This window comes from Mycobacterium sp. IEC1808 (assembly GCF_002101935.1).
In the GTDB taxonomy this organism is placed as follows: Bacteria; Actinomycetota; Actinomycetes; order Mycobacteriales; family Mycobacteriaceae; genus Mycobacterium.
This window is the reverse complement of sequence record NZ_LQPV01000006.1, coordinates 49,261-71,121: the sequence shown is the minus strand read 5'-3', so window position 1 is coordinate 71,121 and position 21,861 is coordinate 49,261. Positions and strand designations below refer to the sequence as shown.

21 protein-coding genes are annotated in these 21,861 nt (G+C 69.1%); 8 read left to right on the top strand and 13 right to left on the bottom strand.

Going from position 1 to position 21,861, the window contains the following annotated elements; all coding sequences use genetic code 11:
* Window positions 1-13 precede the first annotated feature (13 nt).
* Window positions 14-1,399 (top strand): wax ester/triacylglycerol synthase family O-acyltransferase, encoded by a 1,386-nt coding sequence (locus tag AWB92_RS03765; protein ID WP_173817344.1) that lies wholly within the window; start codon window positions 14-16, stop codon window positions 1,397-1,399.
* Here the strand turns inward: AWB92_RS03765 and purQ are convergent.
* The 3 genes from purQ to AWB92_RS03750 all read right to left on the bottom strand — a co-directional run bounded on the left by purQ (window position 1,396) and on the right by AWB92_RS03750 (window position 3,102).
* Window positions 1,396-2,070, bottom strand: a complete 675-nt coding sequence (purQ, locus tag AWB92_RS03760; RefSeq protein ID WP_085184134.1) for a phosphoribosylformylglycinamidine synthase subunit PurQ — start codon at window positions 2,068-2,070, stop codon at window positions 1,396-1,398. The two genes, AWB92_RS03765 and purQ, sit on opposite strands and share 4 nt — an antisense overlap.
* Window positions 2,067-2,306 carry a phosphoribosylformylglycinamidine synthase subunit PurS gene (gene purS, locus AWB92_RS03755; protein ID WP_068113959.1) on the bottom strand — a complete coding sequence of 80 codons (240 nt, stop codon included), beginning with the start codon at window positions 2,304-2,306 and terminating at the stop codon, window positions 2,067-2,069. The genes purQ and purS overlap by 4 nt, the downstream gene beginning before the upstream one ends.
* Window positions 2,307-2,370: 64 nt before the next feature.
* Entirely contained in the window at window positions 2,371-3,102 is a 732-nt protein-coding gene (locus AWB92_RS03750) for an ATPase (protein WP_085184348.1), read from the bottom strand.
* On the opposite strand from AWB92_RS03750, the gene AWB92_RS03745 reads away from it, so the two are divergent.
* A complete protein-coding gene (locus tag AWB92_RS03745; RefSeq protein WP_085184133.1) occupies window positions 3,079-3,717 on the top strand; it encodes an MBL fold metallo-hydrolase in 639 nt (212 codons plus the stop codon). The two genes, AWB92_RS03750 and AWB92_RS03745, sit on opposite strands and share 24 nt — an antisense overlap.
* Before the next feature lie 71 nt (window positions 3,718-3,788).
* Here the strand turns inward: AWB92_RS03745 and AWB92_RS03740 are convergent, their stop codons facing one another.
* Together AWB92_RS03740 and AWB92_RS03735 are read right to left on the bottom strand one after the other, a co-directional pair.
* Window positions 3,789-5,456 (bottom strand): FAD-binding dehydrogenase, encoded by a 1,668-nt coding sequence (locus AWB92_RS03740; RefSeq protein WP_085184132.1) that lies wholly within the window; start codon window positions 5,454-5,456, stop codon window positions 3,789-3,791.
* A 47-nt stretch (window positions 5,457-5,503) separates the two neighbouring features.
* Window positions 5,504-6,208 carry a DUF2334 domain-containing protein gene (locus AWB92_RS03735; protein WP_066937118.1) on the bottom strand — a complete coding sequence of 235 codons (705 nt, stop codon included), beginning with the start codon at window positions 6,206-6,208 and terminating at the stop codon, window positions 5,504-5,506.
* 198 nt (window positions 6,209-6,406) lie between these two features.
* Between AWB92_RS03735 and AWB92_RS03730 the strand changes: the two genes are divergently transcribed.
* Window positions 6,407-8,014: a DHA2 family efflux MFS transporter permease subunit gene (locus tag AWB92_RS03730; protein ID WP_085184131.1), complete on the top strand. Its 1,608-nt coding sequence runs from the start codon at window positions 6,407-6,409 to the stop codon at window positions 8,012-8,014.
* Here AWB92_RS03730 and AWB92_RS03725 read toward each other — a convergent pair.
* Window positions 8,011-8,574, bottom strand: a complete 564-nt coding sequence (locus AWB92_RS03725) for a TetR/AcrR family transcriptional regulator (protein ID WP_085184130.1) — start codon at window positions 8,572-8,574, stop codon at window positions 8,011-8,013. The genes AWB92_RS03730 and AWB92_RS03725 overlap by 4 nt on opposite strands.
* Window positions 8,575-8,665: 91 nt before the next feature.
* Between AWB92_RS03725 and AWB92_RS03720 the strand changes: the two genes are divergently transcribed.
* Complete coding sequence (locus AWB92_RS03720) at window positions 8,666-9,112, top strand: DoxX family protein (RefSeq protein ID WP_085184129.1); 447 nt, start codon at window positions 8,666-8,668, stop codon at window positions 9,110-9,112.
* Here AWB92_RS03720 and AWB92_RS03715 read toward each other — a convergent pair.
* On the bottom strand, window positions 9,041-11,203 hold the full coding sequence (locus AWB92_RS03715; protein ID WP_085184128.1) for a S9 family peptidase: 2,163 nt from the start codon (window positions 11,201-11,203) through the stop codon (window positions 9,041-9,043). The genes AWB92_RS03720 and AWB92_RS03715 overlap by 72 nt on opposite strands.
* The gene (locus tag AWB92_RS03710; protein WP_085184127.1) at window positions 11,200-12,093 is read right to left on the bottom strand and encodes a phosphoribosylaminoimidazolesuccinocarboxamide synthase; all 894 of its coding nucleotides are present in this window, start codon (window positions 12,091-12,093) and stop codon (window positions 11,200-11,202) included. The genes AWB92_RS03715 and AWB92_RS03710 overlap by 4 nt, the downstream gene beginning before the upstream one ends.
* A 60-nt stretch (window positions 12,094-12,153) precedes the next feature.
* Between AWB92_RS03710 and AWB92_RS03705 the strand changes: the two genes are divergently transcribed.
* Window positions 12,154-12,774 (top strand): hypothetical protein, encoded by a 621-nt coding sequence (locus tag AWB92_RS03705; protein ID WP_142281939.1) that lies wholly within the window; start codon window positions 12,154-12,156, stop codon window positions 12,772-12,774.
* Window positions 12,775-12,837: 63 nt separating this feature from the next.
* On the opposite strand, the gene AWB92_RS03700 is transcribed toward AWB92_RS03705, so the two are convergent.
* From AWB92_RS03700 to purB, 3 genes are read right to left on the bottom strand one after another with little or no spacing between them, the layout of a single operon-like run.
* The gene (locus tag AWB92_RS03700; RefSeq protein WP_085184125.1) at window positions 12,838-13,830 is read right to left on the bottom strand and encodes a tellurite resistance/C4-dicarboxylate transporter family protein; all 993 of its coding nucleotides are present in this window, start codon (window positions 13,828-13,830) and stop codon (window positions 12,838-12,840) included.
* Window positions 13,827-15,074, bottom strand: coding sequence for a cytochrome P450 (locus tag AWB92_RS03695; protein WP_085184124.1), 1,248 nt, complete (start codon window positions 15,072-15,074; stop codon window positions 13,827-13,829). The genes AWB92_RS03700 and AWB92_RS03695 overlap by 4 nt, the downstream gene beginning before the upstream one ends.
* Entirely contained in the window at window positions 15,071-16,489 is a 1,419-nt protein-coding gene (gene purB, locus AWB92_RS03690; protein WP_085184123.1) for an adenylosuccinate lyase, read from the bottom strand. Before purB ends, AWB92_RS03695 begins: the two co-directional genes overlap by 4 nt.
* Window positions 16,490-16,534: 45 nt before the next feature.
* Between purB and AWB92_RS03685 the strand changes: the two genes are divergently transcribed.
* A complete protein-coding gene (locus AWB92_RS03685; RefSeq protein ID WP_085184122.1) occupies window positions 16,535-17,263 on the top strand; it encodes a DUF429 domain-containing protein in 729 nt (242 codons plus the stop codon).
* A 4-nt stretch (window positions 17,264-17,267) separates the two neighbouring features.
* Here AWB92_RS03685 and AWB92_RS03680 read toward each other — a convergent pair whose 3' ends face one another.
* Window positions 17,268-17,903, bottom strand: a complete 636-nt coding sequence (locus AWB92_RS03680; RefSeq protein WP_173817349.1) for a TetR family transcriptional regulator — start codon at window positions 17,901-17,903, stop codon at window positions 17,268-17,270.
* 43 nt (window positions 17,904-17,946) lie between these two features.
* Here AWB92_RS03680 and AWB92_RS03675 point away from each other — a divergent pair, with 43 nt between their 5' ends.
* Together AWB92_RS03675 and AWB92_RS03670 are read left to right on the top strand one after the other, a co-directional pair.
* On the top strand, window positions 17,947-18,846 hold the full coding sequence (locus AWB92_RS03675; protein WP_085184121.1) for an alpha/beta hydrolase: 900 nt from the start codon (window positions 17,947-17,949) through the stop codon (window positions 18,844-18,846).
* 143 nt (window positions 18,847-18,989) lie between these two features.
* The gene (locus AWB92_RS03670; RefSeq protein WP_085184120.1) at window positions 18,990-20,573 is read left to right on the top strand and encodes a gamma-glutamyltransferase family protein; all 1,584 of its coding nucleotides are present in this window, start codon (window positions 18,990-18,992) and stop codon (window positions 20,571-20,573) included.
* On the opposite strand, the gene purD is transcribed toward AWB92_RS03670, so the two are convergent.
* On the bottom strand, window positions 20,570-21,838 hold the full coding sequence (purD, locus tag AWB92_RS03665; RefSeq protein WP_085184119.1) for a phosphoribosylamine--glycine ligase: 1,269 nt from the start codon (window positions 21,836-21,838) through the stop codon (window positions 20,570-20,572). The two genes, AWB92_RS03670 and purD, sit on opposite strands and share 4 nt — an antisense overlap.
* Window positions 21,839-21,861 lie beyond the last annotated feature (23 nt).

Genomic DNA, 21,861 nt, shown 5'->3' with positions numbered 1-21,861 from the left:
AGGGGCAGGGCGTGTGAAGAGACTCAACGGCATGGACGCCATGCTGCTGTACAGCGAGACGCCGAACCTGCACACCCACACGCTGAAAGTCGCGGTCCTCGACCCCTCCAGCTGCGATTCTGACTTCGGCTTCGAGGCGTTTCGGCGCCACGTGCGACGCCGGCTGCATCTGCTAGAACCGTTGCGCTACAAGCTCGTCGACATCCCGTGGCAACTGCATCACCCCATGTGGCAGGAGAACTGCGAGGTCGACCTGGACTACCACTTGCGGCGAGTGCGGGTGCCGGCGCCGGGCGGCCGCCGAGAGCTCGACGGCGTCATCGGCGAGGTGGCCTCCACGCCGCTGGATCGCAGCCGTCCGCTGTGGGAATTCCACTTCGCCGAGGGCCTGGCCGGCGGCCGATTCGCGGTGATCGGCAAGATCCACCACGCGCTGGCCGACGGCGTGGCCTCCGTCAACCTGCTGGCGCGCGCGATGGACCTCGAGGACGGGCCGACCGACGAGCGAGACAACGACGAAGCCTGCATCACGCCGTCAACGTCCGACCTGCTGCGGGCCGCCGCGCGCGACCACGCGCGCCAGGCCGCCAAGCTGCCGGGCCTGGTCAAAGACGCGGCCGTGGGGTTGGCGCGAGTGCACCGCCGGTCCCGGGAGCGCGGGAATCACCCCGACCTGGCCGACGCGTTCGACGCGCCGCCGACCTTCCTCAACCACGTCGTGTCGCCGCGGCGGCGGTTCGCCAGCGCGACGCTGCCGCTGCCCGACGTCAAGGCGACCGCCAGGGCGTTGGGCATCACGATGACCGACATGGTGCTGGCGACGGCGGCCGGAGGGCTTCGGAAGCTGTTGTTGGCCTACGACGGCGCGGCCGACCGGCCGATCATCGCGTCCGTGCCGACCGCCACCGACAGGTCGAACCGGGTCACCGGCAACGAGATCAGTGGCCTGTCCATTTCGCTGCCCGTTCACATCGCCGACGCGGCCGAACGGGCGCGGCTGGTCGCGCTGGCGACCCGAATCGCCAAGGAAGACCACGAAATCCTCGGCCCCCGACTCTACGGGCGGATGATGACCTATCTACCGACCGCGCTGGCCCCGGCCGCGTTCCGCTGGCTGGCCCAGCGCGAGGCACCGAACAAGATGATGAACGTCGCGGTGTCCAGCGTCGTGGGCCCGCGAGAGCGCGGTCACTTCGGGGGCGCGACGGTCAGCGAAATCTACTCGACCGGCGTGCTGTCGCCGGGCGCCCCCGTCAACATCACCGTGTGGAGCTACGTCGACCAGCTCGGCATCGCGGTGCTCACCGACGACCGGACGTTCGACGACCCACACGAAGCGACCGACGCGCTCACCGCGGCCTTCTGCAAATTACGCTGTGCCGCAGGGATTTCCACCTAAGCGGCCAGCACGGCGTCCAGCGCCGAATAGAACAGGCCCAGGCCGTCGTCGGAGGGCCCGGTCAGCGCCTCGATGGCGTGCTCCGGATGCGGCATCAGCCCGACCACGCGACCGTTGGCGGAGCTGATGCCGGCGATGTCACGCTGCGAGCCGTTGGGGTTGTCGTGGTAGCGGAAAACCACCCGACCCTCGCCCTCCAACTCGTCCAGCACGTTCGAGGGGGCGACATAGCGGCCCTCGCCCGACTTCAGCGGCACCAGCAGGTCCGCGTCGGGCTCGAAACGCGACGTCCACGCCGTAGAGGTCGACGCCACCCGCAGCCACACGTCGCGGCACACGAAGTGCAAGCCCGCGTTGCGGGTCAGCGCCCCCGGCAGCAGCCCGGCCTCGCAGATCACCTGAAAACCGTTGCAGATCCCCAACACCGGCATCCCGCGCCCCGCGGCGTCGACCACTTCGGCCATCACCGGCGCGAATCTGGCGATCGCGCCGGCGCGCAAGTAGTCGCCATAGGAAAAGCCGCCGGGGACCACCACGGCGTCGACCCCCTTCAGGTCGGCGTCGGCATGCCATAGCGCGATCGCCTCGGCGCCGACGCGCCGCGCCGCCCGGGCGGCGTCCACGTCGTCAAGCGTCCCGGGGAAGGTGATGACTCCGATCCGCGCCGTCACTGCGTCTCCCGGCTGATCGTCCAGTCCTCGATCACGGTGTTGGCCAACAGCGACTCGGCGATCTCGGCGAGCGTGGCGTCGTCGACGGACTCGTCGACCTCGAGCTCAAATCTCTTGCCCTGCCGGACATCCGAGATCCCCGGGTGGCCGAGCCGACCCAGTGCACCGACAATTGCCTGACCCTGCGGGTCCAGAATCTCCGCTTTGGGCATCACATGAACGACCACCCGGCTCACCGGCGCTCCTCCTCAGGGTTCATCTCGGCACCCAACTCTACCGGCGCGCGGTGCTAGCGGGCGGTCACGGGCACGAGGCGATATAGGCGTCGCACAGGGGCGCGACCATGGAGTTCAGCACCGAGTCGTCCGCCATCGCTGGCCAGGACACCTGCGGCGGCCCCTGCGACCACAGCGTGAGCTCGCTGACCGTGCTGCTGGCCACGTGGGCCACCAGGTAGGTGTGCATGATCACCGGGCCGCTGACCACCGCGGCCATCCGGTTCGGCTCGTCGCTGGTGATCGACGGCGACTGCGCCGGGACACGTTGCTGGCAGCCGCGCAGGGCGGCGACGGCGGTGCTGAATACCCCGGCCGCGATGGAGCCGCCGCGGGCGGTGTCGCCGCGCCAGTGCAGGATTTCGGCCTGCAGTTGCCATTGACCGTCCGGGTGGGTGATCGTGGCGCGCGCCGCGACCGCCGAGGCGCGGGCGTCCTGCGGCGCCTCCGGCGACGCACACAGGTCCTCGAAGCGAAACCTCGCCGTGCCGGTGCCCGTCAACGGAACCGATGAACCGGCCAGCATCGGCCAGTGGTAGACCGAATCCAGCGGCACCGCGCGCTGCTGAATCCAGGCGCCGTTGGGGATCTGGTCGCACACGGGCGGGCAGGTCTCCGGTTCCGCATGGGCGGGTACCACCACGATCAGAGCCACCGCGAAGCCGCCGACAGCCAGCATCGCCGCCAGGATTACCCGCATCGGCATCACCCCCGTCAGGGCACAATCGTAGATATGCAACTTACGCACTTCGGCCATTCCTGCCTACTCGCCGAGTTCGACAACACGCGTGTGCTTTTTGATCCCGGTTCCTTCGCGCACGGCTTCGAGGGAATCACCGGACTGTCCGCCATCCTGATCACCCACCAGCACCCCGACCACGTCGACGTCAGCCGGCTGCCCGCGCTGCTCGAGGGAAACCCCGACGCGGAGCTTTACGCCGATCCGCAAACCACCGAGCAGCTGGGCCCGCCCTGCCGGGCGGTGCACGTCGGCGACGAGCTGCAGATCGGCGAGCTGACCGTCCGCGCCGTCGGCGGCCAGCACGCCGTGATCCACCCGGAAATCCCTGTGATAGAGAACATTTCGTTTCTGATCGGCGACGGCGGCCACGCGGCGCGACTGATGCACCCCGGCGACGCGCTGTTCGTGCCCGACGAGCCGGTGGACGTGCTGGCCGCTCCGGCGGCGGCCCCGTGGATGAAGATCGCCGAGGCCGTCGACTACCTGCGCGCGGTGGCGCCGGCGCGAGCGGTGCCGATCCACCAGGGGATCATCGCCCCCGACGCGCGGGGGATTTACTACGGTCGGCTCACCGAGCTGACCACCACCGACTTCCAGGTGCTGCCCGAAGAAAGCGCGGTCACCTTCTAACCGCGAGCAGACGCAGAATCGCACGATTTCAGGCCGGATGATGCGATTCTGCGTCTGTTCGGCAGTCGGAACTAGGTGATGTCGTCGGCGGCGCCGCGGCCGGCGGCGCGCCCGGAGAAAATGCAGCCGCCCAGAAACGTGCCCTCCAGCGCCCGATAGCCGTGCACGCCGCCGCCGCCGAAGCCGGCCACTTCCCCGGCCGCGTACAGACCGTTCAGCGGGGTGCCGCCGGCGGTCAGCACCCGCCCGGCCAGGTCGGTCTCGATGCCGCCCAACGTCTTTCGGGTCAGGATGTGCAGCTTGACGGCGATCAGCGGCCCGGCCTTGGGGTCGGTCAGCCGGTGCGGCGCCACCACCCGGCCCAGCCGGTCGCCCAGGTAGCCGCGCGCCGCGCGGATCGCGGTGATCTGGCCGTCCTTGCTGAACCGGTTGGCCACCTCGCGGTCCCGGGCGGTCACCTCGGCCTCCACCGTGGCGTAGTCCAGGGGCTCCACATCGGGCAGCTTGTTCATCGCCCTCACCAACTCGCGAAGCGAGTCCGCGCTGACGAAGTCCACGCCCCGGTCAATGAAGGCCTGCACCGGTGCCGGCGGCCCGGAGCTGGCCCGATTGCGCACCAGCTCGCGCACGCTCTGACCGGTCAGGTCGGGGTTCTGCTCCTGACCGGAGAGCGCGAACTCCTTCTCAATGATCTTGGCGTTCAACACAAACCAGGTGTAGTCATGGCCGGACTTGGTGATGTGCTCAAGCGTGCCGAGGGTGTCGAAGCCGGGATACAGGGGCACCGGCAACCGCTTGCCGGACGCATCCAGCCACAACGACGACGGGCCCGGGATGATGCGGATGCCGTGCAGCGGCCAGATCGGGTCGTAGTTGGTGATGCCCTCGGTGTAATGCCACATCCGGTCGGGGTTGATGACCCGCGCGCCGGCCCGCTGGGAGATGCCGATCATCCTGCCGTCGACGTGCGCGGGCACGCCGCTGAGCAACTGCTCGGGCACGCGGCCCATCCGCCTGGGCCAATTCTTGCGCACCAGCTCGTGGTTGCCGCCGATGCCGCCGCTGGTGACGATCACCGCTGAAGCCCGGAACTCGAACTGCCCCACCGCGGTTCGCGATGACGCCACGCCGCGCGCCTCGGCCGAGGGCTCCAGCACGGTGCCGCGGACGCCGGTCACCGCGTCACACTCAACGATCAACTCGTCGACCCGGTGGCGATGCGCGAAGCGCACCGACGAGCGATCCCGCAACCGGCGGGCGAAGATCTCGACCAGCGCCGGCCCGGTGCCCCACGTGATGTGAAAGCGGGGAACCGAATTGCCATGTCCCTGCGCGCCGTAACCGCCGCGCTCGGCCCAACCCACCAACGGAAAAATCTTGAGGCCCCGGGCGCGCAGCCAACTGCGTTTCTCCCCGGCCGCGAAATCGACGTAGGCGTGCGCCCATTGGCGTGGCCAGTAGTCCTCGGGCCGGTCGAACGCCGCTGTGCCCAGCCAATCTTGGAGGGCCAACTCGTGGCTGTCGCGGATGCCGAGCCGGCGCTGCTCCGGGCTGTCGACGAAAAAGAGGCCGCCGAACGACCAGAAGGCCTGCCCGCCCAGATTGGCGCTGTTCTCTTGGTCGAGGATCAGCACTCGCAGGCCGCGCTCGACCAACTCGCAGGCGGCCACCAGACCCGAAAGACCGGCACCGACGATGATCGCGTCAGCAGCGAACCCCGCGACCGAAGAATCGCTCATGTGGCAACAGGGTAATGCCCGCGGCGGACGGCCAATCAGACGCTCGGTCAGGCGGCGTCGAGGACCGCGCTGTGGGGCCGCCACTTGTAGACGGTCGGGGTGCAGCCGTGCATCGAGGCCAGGTCAACGGCGTCCAGCATGGCCTGCAGCGGCCCCGGCTTGCGCAGTTGGTGCGCGGCGACGGCGACCCGCACGATGCCGCCGCGGCGCGCGATGCGCTCGGCGGACAGCACGACCATGCGGCACCACCACGGCTCGGTGAGGAAACCCTCGCCGATGCCCAGCACCCGGGTGCGGACCGTGCTGTGCCGGACCAGGTCGGTGATCCCGTGCAGATCGGCGAGCAGCCGAAAGCCGTTCTGCGGCAACGCCTTGACCACGCCCGGGGACACCACCCAGCCCGGTGCCGCGAAGAGGCGGGTGCGCAGCCCGAGGTGCTCGAGCACCCGGTCGGCGCCCATCAGTCGCAGGTTGGCCTCGTGCGCGCGCAGAACCGCGAATTCGCCGCGACGCTTCTTGGTTGCGGGGTCGTCGTAGCCGTGCAGCACGATGGCGTCGCCGCCGGCCCGACGGGCGGTCAGCCACTCCACGGTGCGCGGGTCGCGGTCGAGCCGGTAGTCGCCCTTGAGCCGGGGAGCAACCAGCAACGAGACCGGGACCTTGCGGGCGTCCATTTGTGCGCAGAACGCCTCGACGTCGCCCAGGGTCCGTTCACCGATCCCGGACACCGAGACGATCAATTTTCCAGACACACCTGCAGTTTGACGATTCCAGGTGTCGGGACGGTGAAGGACACGCAGACGGCAGGCGTATATCGGCCCAGGCGGAAATTCGGCCGGGCAAGCCGGCAAACAGCGAATCTGCGCGCGGCCGGGCGCCCGAACGGCGCGCGACAGCAAACGCGTCCCACCGTCGGCGGGAGCAATCGATTCGATATGCTAAGCAACGCCATGGACAAGGCCCGTTCAGCAGCGGCCGACACCTCGCCGCCCACCGCTCCGCCTCAGCATCCGGGCGCCCATGTCTACCCCGACAAGCTGGACGCCAGGCTGCTACGGGTCTCCGGGGTGTGCCTGCTGGCCACCGTGATGGCAATCCTGGACGTCACCGTCGTCGCTGTCGCGCAACGCACCTTCATCGACCAATTCGGGTCGTCGCAGGCCATCGTCGCCTGGACGATGACCGGCTACACGCTGGCGCTGGCGACCGTGATCCCGTTGACGGGCTGGGCCGCCGACCGGTTCGGCACCAAACGGCTTTTCATGGGATCGGTGGTGGCGTTCGCGCTGGGCTCGTTGCTGTGCGCGGTCGCGTCAACGATCCTGCAGCTCATCGTGTTTCGAGTGGTGCAGGGGATCGGCGGCGGCATGCTGATGCCGCTGGGCTTCGTGATCATGACCCGCGAGGCCGGCCCCGCTCGCCTCGGCCGCCTGATGTCGATCCTGAGCATCCCCATGCTGCTCGCCCCGATCGGCGGGCCGATCCTGGGCGGCTGGCTCATCGACACCTCCAGCTGGAGGTGGATCTTCTTGATCAACCTGCCGATTGGGCTCTTGACGCTGGTTCTGGCGGGTCTGGTGTTCCCCCGGGATCACCCCACCCGCTCGGAGACGTTCGATGTCGTCGGCGGACTGCTGCTGTCGCCCGGGCTGGCGACGTTCCTGTTCGCGGTGTCCTCCGTCCCGCGCTGCGGAACGGTGGCCGATCGCCGCGTCCTGATACCGGCGGCCGTCGGCCTGCTTTTGATCGCCGCGTTCGTCCTCCACGCGCGGCGCCGCACCGACCACCCGTTGATCGACCTGCGGTTGTTCCAGAACAAAGTGATCAGCCAGGCGAACGTGACGATGGTGCTGTTTGCCATCGCGTTTTTCGGGGCGGGCCTGCTGCTCCCGAGCTACTTCCAGCAGGTGTTGCACCAGACGCCGATGCAGGCCGGCGTGCACATGATCCCGCAGGGCCTGGGGGCCATGCTCACCATGCGGCTGACCGGGCCGCTGGTGGACAGGCAGGGCCCGGGCAAGATCGTGCTGATCGGCATCGCGCTGATCACCGCCGGCCTGGGGGCCTTCGCTTTCGGTGTGGCCCGGCAGGCGGCGTACCTGCCCACGCTGTTGGTCGCCCTGGCGGTCATGGGGCTGGGCATGGGTTGCACGATGATGCCGTTGTCGGTGGCGTCCGTGCAGGCACTCTCGCCGCACCAGATCGCCCGTGGCACAACGCTGATGAGCGTCAGCCATCAGGTCGGCGGCTCGATGGGAACCGCGCTGATGTCGATGATCATCACCAACCAGTTCAACCGCAGCGAGAATATCGCCGCGGCAAACAAACTCGCCGCCCTCCAACAAAAAGCCGCCGCCACCGGGACACCGGTCGACCCGTCGTCCATCCCCCCAAACGCGCTCGCTCCCGGCTTCGCCGACAGCGTCCTGCACGACCTTTCCCACGCGTACACAACGGTATTCGTGATCGCGGTCGTACTGGTGAGCCTGACCGTCATCCCGGCGATGTTCCTGCCGAAGCAGCCCGCGATCGTAACGGCGGGCGAGGACCTCGACTAACCGTCGAACAGCATGGTTGCGATCCGCAGCACGGTGTCCATCGGATCGGCCTGTTTGACGGCAGCGTTGACCGCGTCGTTGAGCCACAGCGTCGAAAAGCCGTGCACCAGTGACCAGGCCGCCAGCTCAGCGCCGGCGGGATCGGCCCGCGCGTTGGGATCCCGCAACGTCGCGACGCCGCGGGATAGCTCGGCCCCGGCGGCGGCCTCGGCGGCGGCCAGTTCGGCGTCCGCGGCGTCCAGGAGCGACCGGTTGAACATCACCTGGTAGTGGCCGGGGTGCTCGAGGGCGAACCGCACGTAGGCGAGGGCGGCGTCGGTGAAGCGGCCCCGCGCGCGGCTCAGCGTCTCGGCCAACAGCCGGAAGCCCTCGGTGGCCAGCGCGGTGAACAACCCGCGCCGATCGGTGAAGTGGTGCGCGGGGGCGGCGTGCGACACGCCCGCGCCGCGAGCCAGCTCGCGCAACGAGATCCCGTCGGCGCCGCGCTCGGCCACCTGGCGCGCGGCCTCGGCGAGGATCACCGCGCGCAGGTCGCCGTGGTGGTAGTTGGGACGGGCCATCAGGCCAGCATAACGATCGAACTTGACAGTGACTAGATAGCGGTTTACCTTCTGGTGCTAGGATCTTGTCATTGTCTAGATTGGAATCGAAATGGCCCCGTTGATCACGCTGCTAGTGGCCACCATCGCCGCGCGGAGCATCGGCTGGCTCGGCGTCCCCTACGTCAACAGCTGGACGGCCGCGCTCGCCGTCGGGCTGGCGGCGATGTTCCTGCTGACCGGGTTTTCACACTTCGCCCCGCCGCTGCGGCGCGACCTCATCGCGATCGTGCCGCCGCGCCTGCCCGCCCCGGGCTACCTGGTCACCATCACCGGACTGCTGGAGCTGCTCGGGGCCGTGGGCCTGCTCATTCCGGTGACCCGGGTGGCGGCGGCCGTCTGCCTCCTGGTGCTGATGCTGGCCATGTTCCCGGCCAACGTCTACGCCTCCCGGATGCCCGATCCCCCCAAGTCGATGACGACCCGGCTACCCCTGCGCACCGCGATCCAGGCCGTTTTCCTGGCCGCCGCCGTAGCGGTCGCGGTCGGCAGCGGCTAGCAGCCACGCGTACTGGAACGCGGTTTCCTGCCAGGCCTTGTAGCGACCGCTGACGCCGCCGTGCCCCGCGTTCATCTGGGTCTTCAACAGGATCGGATTTCCGTCGGTGTTGGCGTGCCGCAGCGCTGCGACCCACTTGGCGGGCTCGACGTAGTAGACCCGGGTGTCGTTCAACGACGTCATCGCCAGGATGGCCGGGTAATGCCTGGCTTCGACGTTCTCGTAGGGCGAATACGACTTCATGTACGCGTAGACATCGCTGTCGCTCAACGGGTTTCCCCATTCGTCCCATTCGGTGACGGTCAGCGGCAACGAGGGATCGAGGATGGTGGTGAGCGGGTCGACGAAGGGAACCTGTGCGAGGATGCCGGCGAAGAGGTCCGGCGCCAGGTTGGCCACCGCACCCACCAAGAGGCCCCCCGCGCTACCGCCCAGCGCGACCAGCTGCTGCGGCCGGGTCAGGCCCGAATCCACCAAATGCCTTGCTACCGCGACAAAATCGGTGAAGGTGTTCTTCTTCTCCAACAGCTTGCCATGCTCGTACCACAGTCGGCCCATCTCACCGCCGCCGCGGACATGGGCGATGGCGAACACCATGCCCCGGTCCAGCAACGACAGCCGGGCGATGGAAAAGCTTGGGTCGGTGCATATCTCGTAGGCGCCGTAACCGTAGAGCAGTGCCGGCGCGGGAAACTCGACGTCGGCGCGGTGCACGATCGACACCGGGATTCGGGTCCCGTCGTCCGCGCGCGCCCAGTCCCGCCGCTCCACGTAGTCGGCGGGCCGGTAGCCGCCGAGGACGGGCTGCTCGCGCAGCAACGTGCGCTCACCGGTGGCGAGGTCGATGTCGTAAACCTGCGCCGGGGTGATCAACGACCCCGCCCTGATCCGCAGCTTGGGCGAATCCCAGGTGGGGTTGCCGCCAAGACCGCTCGACATCAGCTCCGAGTCGAAGGAGATTTCCTCAGGCTCACCGTATTGCCCGTCGGAACCGATGGGCCACAACTGAATCCGGGGCAACGCCTCGCGGCGGTAGCTGACGACGAGGTGGCGGGCGAAGGCATCCATTCCGTCGAGCCGGACGTCGTCGCGGTGCGGGATCAGGGTGCGCTGGCGTGTCGGATCGCTGACGGGCGCCTCGGTGAGCGTGAAGTTCACCGCACCGTCGTTGTGCAGGATCAGGAACCGGTCCTCCCCGCCGACCACCGCGTGCTCGACCGAGTACTCGACGCCTTCGCGCCGCGGCAGCACGACGGTGAACGCTGCCCGCGGATCGGCGGCGTCGGCATACAGCATCTCCGAGGTGATCGACGAACCCGCCGCGATGAACACGTACTTCTCGCTTCGGGTGAGCCCGACGCCCAGCCAATACCGTTCGTCGGCTTCGTGATACACCAGCTCCGACGGTTCGCCGGAGCCGAGCCGGTAGCGCCAGACCTTGTCGGGGCGGTGAGCCGGGTCCAGGGTCAGGTAGTACACCGTGCGGTTGTCGGCCGCCCAGGTGGCACCCGCGGCGATGTCGGCGATCTCGTCGGGGTACTGCTCGCCCGTGCGTAAGTCCCTGAACCGCAGGGTATAACGTTCGTCGCCGACGGTATCGACGGAGTACGCCAGCAGGTTGCTGTCCAGGCTGACCGTGGCGGCGCCCAACGCGAAGAATTCATGGCCTTCGGCTTCGGCGTTCGAGTCGAGTAGGACCTGCTCGCCGGGGATTTCGGTGTTCTCGTCGAGGACCGGCGGGTCCCAGTCATCGGGGTCGGTGACGGGGCAACGGCATTGGACGCGGTACTGCTTTCCCTCGAAGGTCCGGGCGTAGTACCACCAGTCGCCCTGCCGGGTGGGCACCGACAGATCCGTCTCCTTGGTGCGCGACTTGATCTCGTCGAAGATCTTCTGCCGCAACGGTTCCAGGTGAGCCGTCATCGCATCGACGTAGTCGTTCTCGGCCTCCAGATAGCCGATGACCTCGGGGTCGGCCTTGTCGCGCAACCACTCGTACGGATCGATGAACACGTCACCGTGGAATTCCCGCCGGGTTTCCACCCGCTTCGCGACGGGCGGTGTGAGCGCGTCCAGTGCGGCGCCCGTCATGCGCCCGGGCCGATCCAGTCGCCGAAGCTCAAACCCGAAATGCGCTCGTAAGCCTCGATGTAACGGCTTCGGGTCGCGTCGATGATGTCGTCGGGAAGCGGTGGCGGGGGCTGCGACCCGTGGCGATCCCAACCGGACTCGGGGCCGGTCAGCCAGTTGCGGACGAACTGCTTGTCGAAACTGGTCTGGACCACACCGGGCCGGTAATCGCGGGCCGGCCAGTACCGCGAGGAATCGGGCGTGAAGATCTCGTCGGCCAGCAGCAGGTTGCCACCCGCGTCGGTGCCGAATTCAAATTTGGTGTCGGCGATGATGATTCCCCTCATGAGTGCGTGGTCGGCGGCCTGAACGTAGATCTGCAGGGTGCGGTCGCGCAGCTGGTTGGCCCGCACCCCACCGACCAGCTCGATCACCCGGGCGAACGAAATGTTCTCGTCGTGGTCGCCCAGCGCCGCCTTCGTCGCCGGGGTGAACAGCGGGTTGGCGAACTTGCTGGCTTCCACCAGGCCCGGCGGCAGCGCGATCCCGCAGACCTTGCCGGTCGCCTGGTAGTCCAGCAGCCCGGAGCCGGTCAGGTACCCGCGGGCCACGCATTCCACCGGAAGCATCTCGAGCCGTCGCACCACCAGCGCGCGGCCGAGCACCTCGTCGGGGATGCGCGGGTCGTCGGGCGGACCGGCCAGATGGTTGGGTGCGTCGACGAGTCCGAAGAAGAAGACGCTCATCGCGGTCAGGATGCGGCCCTTGTCCGGGATCGTGCTGTCCAGGACGTAGTCGTACGCGGAGATCCGGTCGCTCGCCACCAGCAGCAGGTGCTCGTCGTCGACGCGGTAGATCTCGCGGACCTTGCCGCTCGCGAGATGCTCGTACTCGGACAGTGCAGGGCGCATCGAGCCAGCCTATCGGGCGCCGAACGCCCGGCCCTGTGCTGGTATTGCGCTATGACATCGCTGCCCTCGCGGGTTCTGCCCTATGCCACCACCCCCGGACGGCTGGCCGTCCAACTGTTCAGCGACTTCGCCATCTTCCTGTGGACGGCGCTGTGGCTGGTCGTCGGCACGGCCGTCTACGACGCCATCTCGACCATCGCCGAGGCCGGCAGGCAGGTCGAGATCGGCGCGAACGGCGTCGCGGGCAACCTGGCGTCGGCCGGCCAGGGCGCGCACAACATCCCGGTGCTCGGCGATGCGGTCAGCAAGCCACTCGCGTCGGCCAGCGCCGCCGCCCTCGACATCGCGGCGGCCGGGCACAGCCTGGAGACCACCGCGGGTTGGCTCGCGGTGCTGGCGGCGCTGGCCGTCGTCGCCGTGCCGCTGCTCATCGTGGTCATCCCGTGGCTGTTACTGCGGCTGCGCTTCTTCCGGCGCAAGTGGACCGTCAGCGGCCTGGCGGCGACCCCGGCCGGCGAACAGCTGCTGGCGCTGCGGGCACTGACGAACCGGGCGCCGCGCAAGCTGGCCGCGATCAGCGCGGACCCGGTCGGCGGATGGCGGCGCGAGGATCCGGTCACCATCCGGGCGCTGGCCGCGCTCGAACTACGGTCGGCCGGAATCGCGCTGCGCGCCCGCTAACCGCGCTATGCGCCGAGCGCCGGTCCGGCGGTGGGTGTTTCCAGGGACTCCCGCATCTAGCGCTTACGGGCGGTCACCCACCGGCCGTGACACGCGCAGTAACCCAGCGAGGACCACAATCAGCCACGCCGCCAACGCGTCCCAGAAGAAGACCAGCGAAACCGTGGTCAGCCAACGTTGACCGATTTCGCCTGCCATGGCGTAGCTGGCGGCGGAGTACATGCCCAACGGGAACACCAGCGCCCACCACACACCCGCGAACCGCAGCGAATCGGGTCGACGGTTGATCCGGCGCAGGCCGAAGTAGATCAGCGGCGGTATCCACAGGGTGGCGGCCACCCATGTCACCACGGTGACCACCCGCACCGGCCCGGCCAGCCCGTGAGGTGCCACGGCGTGGATGTCGTCGCCGGCCAGGGTGGCGACGGCCAAGCCGCCCATCAGGATCCAGCTGTCCGGCTCGAACCCGTCACGATCCTGGCGCTCGGCGATCGTGCGCCACAGGATCAGCCAGGTCATCAGGCCGTAGATGCAGATCGCCGCCGCCCACATCGGCAGGGCAACCGTCAGCCACCAGCGATGGCCGGTGCGGTGCGCCAGCTGAGCCATCACGATCGCCAGACCGGATGTCCCGACACTGGCCAGTTCCCACGCGCCATGGGCGTGATCACGCAGCGCGGTCCGGCTGGGCGCCAACATGTTCCGCGCGCTGAGCGCGATGAGCACCAGCCAGGCCGACAGCGCGACCGCACCGAGCACCCGCAGCACCCACACGTTGGACGACAACCGTGCGTCGATCACCGCGCACGCGGCCACGAAGGTGAACAGCCTCAGGGTGACGTCGGGGTCCGTGAGGTCCCAGCGGAGCTTCCGGCGCGCGGCGGCGACGACCGTGAGGGCAACCAGGGCAGCCAGAACAACGGAGGCCACGACGCCGAGCGCGTCGCTGGGCCACCGGTATCCGTGATCGCGCGCACCGACCGACAAGATCCCGGTCGCCATCACCGCGGCGAACACATCGGGTGACGGCTCGGCATCGGCGAGGCGGATCGTCACTGCTCCTCGCGTAGCTCCACAACCAGGTGCCGGATGCCGGTGTGCCGATTGCTGCGCGTCCATTCGACGGGCCGGGCGACCCGCACGCCGCCGAAGCGCGTCAGCAGTTCCTCGAACAGGACCCGCAGCTCCAGCCGGGCCAGATTGGCGCCCAGGCAATAATGGATCCCCTGGCCGAATCCCAAGTGCGGGTTCGGCTTCCGGCCGATGTCAAATTCGTCGGGGCGGTCGAACACGTCGGCGTCGCGGTTGGCCGAGCCCTCCCAGATCTGGACCTTCTGTCCCGCCCGGATGTACTGCCCGCCGAGCGTGACGTCGCGGGTGGCGGTGCGCCGCTTCGACGGCGACGGCGACGTCCACCGCACCATCTCCTCGACCGCCGTCGGCAGCAGGCCGAAATCCGAACGCAGCGCGCGCAATTGCTCCGGGTGCTCGGCCAGCGCCAGCAGGCCGCCGGCGACCGCGTTACGTGTCGTCTCTGCGCCCGCGCTGAACAGCAGGCTGAAGAACAGGTACAGCTCGAGATCGGAAAGCGCCGGGGCGTCCTCGTCGTCGACGGTGGCGTTCGCGACGACCGACAGCATGTCGTCGGTCGGCTCGGCGCGCTTGGACGCGATCAGCTCCTGGCCGTAGGCGTACATCCGTGACCCGGCCTCCGCCTCGGACAGTTGCGACAGGGCGGCCTTGCGCGAGCCGCCGAAGTCGAACTGTGGTTCGATCGCCTGAAAGAGCCAATGCCGTTCGGATTCAGGCACTCCCAGCAGGATGCAGATCATCTGCATTGGCAGTTCGGCGGCGATGTCGACCAGGAAGTCGAACGGTTCGCCCGGCCCCACCGAGTCGAGCAGCCGGCGCGCCCGGATGCGCAGGTCGTCCTCGACGCGGCCGATCATGCGCGGCGTCAGCCCGGAGCTGACGAGCCGCCGGATCTGGGTGTGCCGCGGATCGTCCATCATGTTGAGCACCTGGCCTGCGATGGCCAGGTCCTGCAGCAGCGTGCCCCCGTACGGCCGTTGCCCACCGGTGACCGACGAGTACGTGGCCGGGTCCTTCAGCACCTCAAGGGTTTCCGCGTACGTGGCGACGGACCAGAAGCCCTCGCCGTCGGGGGTGTTGTCGGTCGGCTCGTGCCAATAGACCGGCGCCTCTCGCCGATGCACGGCGAACAGCTCGTGCGGGAACCCACTGGCGAAGTTGTCGAGGTCGGTGAAGTCGATCCCCGAGAGCGCGCCCGCGAGCGTCACAGGATTGCGCCCGGGGTGTATTTGGCCGCGTCCGGGTAGCGACTGACCAACGCGTCCACCGCCGCGACCACCTCGTCCACCTGGTCACCGGCGGCACCGGTGAACGCCTTCTTGTCGGCCAGCGCGGCGTCCAGCGCCGCGCGGTCCAGGGGCAGCCGCTCGTCGGCGGCCAAGCGGTCCAGTAGGTCGGGCTCGGCGCCGCGTTCCCGCATGGCCAGCGCCGTCGCGACCGCGTGTTCCCCGATCACGTGGTGGGCCGCCTCGCGACCCATGCCGGCGCGCACCGCGGCCATGAGCACCTTGGTGGTGGCCAGGAACGGCAGGTAGCGATCCAGCTCGTGGGCGATCACCGCCGGGTAGGCGCCGAACTCGTCGAGCACGGTCAGGAATGTCTCGATCTGCCCGTCGATCGCAAAGAAGCTGTCCGGCAAGGCAACTCGGCGGACCACCGAGCAGAACACGTCGCCCTCGTTCCACTGCGCGCCGGCCAGCTCGGCAGCCATCGAGGCGTAGCCGCGCAGCACCACCTGCAACCCGTTGACCCGTTCGCAACTGCGGGTGTTCATCTTGTGCGGCATCGCCGACGAGCCGACCTGCCCTTCGACGAACCCCTCGGTGACGAGTTCGTGCCCGGCCATCAGCCGGATGGTGTGCGCCATCGACGATGGTCCGGCGCCGAGCTGCACCAGCGCGGAGAGCACGTCGTGGTCCAGTGACCGCGGGTAGATTTGCCCGACGCTGGTCAATACCGTTGCGAAGCCGAGAAAGTCGGCGATGCGCCCCTCGAGTTCGGTCAGCTTGGCCGCGTCCCCGCCGAGCAGGTCGAGCATGTCCTGCGCGGTGCCCATCGGGCCCTTGATGCCGCGCAGCGGGTAACGGTCGATCAGCTCCCCCAGCCGGCCCAACGCGATCAGCGTCTCCTGGGCCGCCGAGGCGAACCGCTTGCCCAACGTGGTGGCCTGCGCGGCGACGTTGTGGCTGCGTCCGGCCATCACCAGGTCGCGGTAGGTCACCGCCCGCTCGGCGAGCCGCGCCGCAACCGCAACCCCATGGGAAAAAACCAATTCCAGTGACCGCCGGATCTGTAGCTGCTCGACGTTCTCGGTGAGGTCGCGGCTGGTCATCCCCTTGTGTACGTGCTCGTGGCCGGCCAGCGCGTTGAATTCCTCGATGCGGGCCTTCACGTCGTGGCGCAGCGCGCGTTCGCGGTTGGCGATCGAGGCCAGGTCGACGTCGTCGAGCACCCGCTCGTAGTCGGCGATCGCCTCCGGCGGAACGTCGACTCCGAGCTCGGCCTGGGCCCGCAGCACGGCCAGCCACAGCCGCCGCTCGGCGACGACCTTGGCCTCCGGCGACCAGATCGCGACCATCTCGGCGCTGGCGTACCGGGTGGCCAGCACGTTCGGAATGCTCACAAGCACACAGCTTACGGTTCGTGTGCGCGGCAATACCCTAAGCGGATGTACTTCGCCGGCGTCGACCTGGCCTGGGGCGGTCGCAAGCCGACCGGCGTCGCGGTGGTCGACGCCGACGGCCATCTCGTGCAGCTCGGCGCCGCGCGCGACGACGCCGACGTGCTCGCCGCATTGGCGCCCCACACCCGGGGTGATTGCCTGGTGGCGTTCGACGCGCCGCTGGTGGTGACCAACGCAAGAGGCCAACGGCCCGCCGAGGCGGCGCTCAACCGCGATTTCCGCAGGTTTGAGGCCGGCGCGCACCCGTGCAACACCGGCAGACCGGAGTTCGCCGAGGCACCCCGCGCCGCACGGCTCGCCGCGGCGCTGGGCCTCGACCTGGACCCGCGGTCGTCGGCCACTCGGCGCGCCATCGAGGTCTATCCGCATGCGGCGACGGTCGTGCTGTTCCGGCTCGAGCGGACCCTGAAGTACAAGGCCAAACCGGGCCGTGACGTCGCGCGGCTCAAGTCGGAGCTGCTGCTGCTGATGGACGGCGTCGAAAAGCTCGCCCACGCCGCGATGCCGCTGCGAGTCGACAGCCACGACGGCTGGGCGGAGCTGCGCCGGCAAGTCGTCGCCGCGCAACGCAAAAGCGAGCTGCGCCGCGCCGAAGATCCGGTCGATGCCGTCGTCTGCGCCTACGTCGCGTTGTACGCCGAGCGCCGCCCGGCCGACGTCACGATCTACGGCGATGTAGCCAGCGGGGCCATCGTGACGCCGTCGCTGCCGTGACGGCTCAGATCTGCACCGGACGCGGGTCGATGGGGGCGAGCACGTCGACCAGCTCGACCACGGTGCCGAGCGCTGCGGCGGCGGGGTCGCCGCCCTCGACCAGGGCGGAGACCACGGAGCCGTCGACCGCGCAGATCAGCGTGCACACCAGCTCGATGCGCACCGATCGGCCGGATCGCTCCAGCGCCTCGGCCACTGCCTCGGCGCGCTGGCGCAGGCTGCGGCGCATGGTCTCGCGCAGGGCGGGCAGGCGTGTGCAGGCGATGTGCCGCTCGTAGCGCGAGATCAGTTGCTCGGTGAGCGCCGGATCGGACAGGTCGCCCACCAGCAGATCCGCCAGGACTTCGGCGGTGGTCTCGGGTCCGCGGCGCCGCCGGGACAACGCGTTGACCCGGGAGCGCAGCTGCGCGATCTCGATCATTCCGATGTGCTCGACGGCACGCGCGATCAGGTCGTCAAGCGATGAGAAGTAGTAGGTGGTGGACGCCAGGGGCAGGCCGGCGCGCCGCGCGACCGCCCGGTGCCGCACCGCCTCGAACCCACCCTCGGCGAGCAGCTCGGCGGCGGCGCTCACGAGCGCATACCGTCGACGTTCTCCCTTTGGAGTAACTGCTGCAGTCACGAGTAGCCATCGTGCCAGCAAAAGTGGTACTGCATTGCCATTTCGGCCAAACGGTCATGGCATGATGGCCCGCATGCCCGACCTGAGCCGCCGAACCCTGCTCGGTCTCGGCGCCGGCGCGGCCATCGGTGCTACGGGAGCATACGCCCTGTTCCAGCCCCGAACGTCACACGCCACGCCGGTGTCTTGGGGCGGCGGCCGCCCACCCGCGGCGCCCGCACCGCTCGAGCCCGCGGCGCCGGCCCAGGCCGCGCCGACGATGGTCACGGGCTCCTTCGTGTCGGCGGCTCGTGGCGGCGTCAGCACTAACTGGGCGATCGCGCGGCCGCCCGGACAGACCAAGGCACTGCGGCCGGTGATCGCGCTGCACGGTAAGGGCAGCGACGCCGCCACCGTGATGGCCGGCGGCGTCGAACAGGGCCTCGCGCAGGCGGTCAACGCCGGGTTGCCGCCGTTTGCGGTGGTCGCCGTCGACGGCGGCGGTGGCTATTGGCACAAGCGGGCCTCCGGCGAGGACGCCGGGGCGATGGTGCTGAACGAGCTGATCCCGATGCTTGGGAGCCAGGATCTGGACACCTCCCGCGTGGCGTTCCTGGGCTGGTCGATGGGCGGGTACGGCGCATTGCTGCTCGGCGGGCGGCTGGGGGCCGGGCGCACCGCCGCGATCTGTGCGGTGAGCCCGGCGTTGTGGCTGTCGTCCGGGGCGGCCGCGCCCGGCGCGTTCGACGGTCCCGACGACTTCGCGGCGAACTCGGTGTTCGGAATGCCGGCGCTGGCGTCGATCCCGATCCGGATCGACTGCGGCGACAGCGACCCGTTCTACGGGGCGACGAAGCAGTTCATCGCGCAACTGCCCAACCCACCCGCCGGCGGCTTCTCGCCCGGCGGGCACAACGGCGAATTCTGGAGCTCGCAACTGCCGGCCGAGCTGACCTGGATGGCGCCGCTGCTGACGGCCTGAGTTGGCAGCCACGCGGTCTGAAGAGCCGGCTCTCCTTGGGGATATGCGAGTCCCGAATCCGATAGCACATGCGCTATCAAGTTTGAGCACAGTCATATGGCCCTGACAGGGGGTTCACAGGGCGCCCGTGCGACGATCCGACCGTGACCACACCGTTCGGTTGGAGCCTCCCCTACGCCTGGCCGCGAAAGCCCGTCCTCGCGGCGAACGTCGTCTGCACCTCGCAACCCCTCGCGGCCCAGGCTGGTCTCCGCATGCTGGCCGAGGGCGGCAGCGCGGCCGACGCCGCGATCGCGACCGCCGTCACCCTCACGTTGGTGGAGCCGGTGTCAAACGGCATCGGCTCGGACGCGTTCGCCATCGTCTGGGACGGGCAGCGCTTGCACGGCCTGAACGCGTCCGGTCGCTCCCCCGCCGGCTGGACGCCGGAATACTTCGGCGGCAACGCCATTCCCGCGGCCGGCTGGAATTCGGTGACCCTGCCCGGGGCCGTGTCCGCGTGGGCGGAGCTACATGCAAAATTCGGCAAACTTCCGTTCGATAAGCTCTTCGAACCCGCGATCTCCTACGGCCGCAACGGTTTCCTGGTCTCGCCGACCGTCGCGGAGCAATGGGCCGCCCAGGTGCCGCTGTTCAGGGACCAGCCCGGGTTTGGCGAGGCTTTCCTGCCCCGGGGCCGGGCACCGAAACCCGGTGAGCTGTTCAGGTTTCCCGCTCATGCGGCCACGCTCGAGCGGATCGCGGCGACCAAAGGCGAGGCGTTCTACCGCGGAGACATTGCCGCCGAACTCGAGGCGCACTCGTCGGCCAACGGCGGCGTGATGCGGGCCAGCGACCTCGCCGCGCACCGCGCCGACTGGGTCGGCACGATCGATGCCGGTTACCGCGGATACACCGTGCACGAGATACCGCCCAATGGCCAGGGGATCGTGGCGCTGATCGCGCTGGGCATCCTGGAGCACTTCGACATGTCCGCATTGCCGGCGGATTCCGCCGACAGCGTGCACCTGCAGATCGAAGCGGTGAAGCTCGCTTTCGCCGACGCGCACGCTTATGTCGCCGACATCGACCACATGGCCCTGGCTCCGGATCGCCTGCTGGACAAGGATTACCTGCGCGAGCGCGCGGCCCTGATCGATCGAACACGAGCCAAACCGGCGTCGGCCGGCACCCCGCGCGGGGGCACGGTGTATCTGACCGCCGCCGACTCCAGCGGGATGATGGTGTCGATGATCCAGTCCAACTACATGGGGTTCGGCTCGGGTGTCGTGGTGCCGGGCACCGGTGTCTCCCTCCAGAACCGGGGCGCGGATTTCGTTGTGACGGAGGGCCATCCGAACCGGGTCGGGCCCGGCAAACGCCCCTACCACACGATCATCCCGGGATTCGTCACCAAGGACGGCGCCCCGGTGATGAGCTTCGGGGTGATGGGCGGCACCATGCAGCCCCAGGGCCACGTGCAGGTGATGGTGCGCATCGCCGACCACGGGCAGAATCCGCAGGCCGCGTGCGACGGCCCGCGGTTCCGCTGGGTGCAGGGCATGCAGGTCAGTTGCGAAAACGGCTTTCCGCCAGCCACGCTCGACGAACTCCGCCGGCGCGGTCACGACCTCGTTGCCGTCGACGACTACAACCAGTTCGGCAGCTGCCAGGCGATCTGGCGCCTCGATGACGGGTACCTGGCGGTGAGCGATCCACGCCGCGACGGGCAAGCCGCGGCTTTCTAGACGCTGATCTTGCCCTCCGCCGCCGCGAGGGCGATGTCACTACGGAAGTGACTGCCGGGCAACTTAATCGAGCCCAGAACTTTGTACGCATTCGCGCGGGCGGCGGACAGGTCCGCGCCGGTACCCACCACGGACAGCACCCGGCCGCCCGACGAGACGACAGCGCCGTCGTCGCGGCGCGCCGTTCCCGCGTGCAGCACTCCGTCGGCTTCGGACCCGACGACGACGTCGCCGACGCGGGGGCGCCCCGGGTAGTTTTCGGCCGCCAGCACCACGGTCACCGCGGCGCCGTCACGCCAGCGCAACTCCCCGAACTCGGCGAGCGTCCCGGTGCCCGCGGCGTGCAGCAGCTGGCCGAGCGGCGACTCCAGCAGCGCCAGCACGGCCTGGGTCTCGGGATCCCCGAAGCGGCAGTTGAATTCGACCACTGCGGGTCCCTTTGCGGTGATCGCCAGGCCGACGTAGAGCAATCCAGAAAACGGGCTGCCCCGCTTAACGAGTTCGGCGGCAACGGGTTCGACGATTCCGCTGACGATTTCGCGGTACACGTGCTCGGGCAGCCACGGCAGCGGCGCGTACGCGCCCATGCCGCCGGTGTTGGGTCCGCTGTCGTCGTCACCGACGCGCTTGAAGTCCTGCGCCGGCAACAGCGGCACCACGGTGGCGCCGTCGACGACGCAGAACAGCGATACCTCAGGCCCGTCGAGATAGGACTCCAGCAGCACCGGGTGTCCCGACTCGAGCAGGCTGGCCGCGTGTGCGCGCGCCACATCCCGATCGGGGGTCACAACCACGCCCTTGCCGGCGGCCAGGGCATCGTCCTTCACCACCCAGGCGGGGTCACCGGCGGGTGGCCCGAACCGGTCCAGGGCAGCATCCAAACGCGCTGGGCTGTCTACGATTTCGCTGGACGCGGTGCGCACGCCGGCCGCGGCCATGACCTCCTTGGCGAACGCCTTGGAGCCCTCGATGCGGGCGGCGTCCTTGCTGGGCCCGAAGCAGACGATGCCGGCCGCGCGCACGGCGTCGGCCACCCCGAGTACCAGCGGCACCTCGGGACCGATGACCACCAGGTCGGCGAGGACCTCGCGCGCCAGCGCGACGACCTCCTCACCCGAGGTGATGTCGACGTCGTGCTGCTCGGCGAGCCGGCCGGTGCCGGCGTTGCCCGGCGCGACGACCAGGCCCGTGACCTGCGGGTCTTCCCGAAGCGCCAGCAGCAGCGCATGCTCACGGGCACCGGAACCGATTACCAGGACGCGCACGACACGTCAGACTAGCTCAGGCA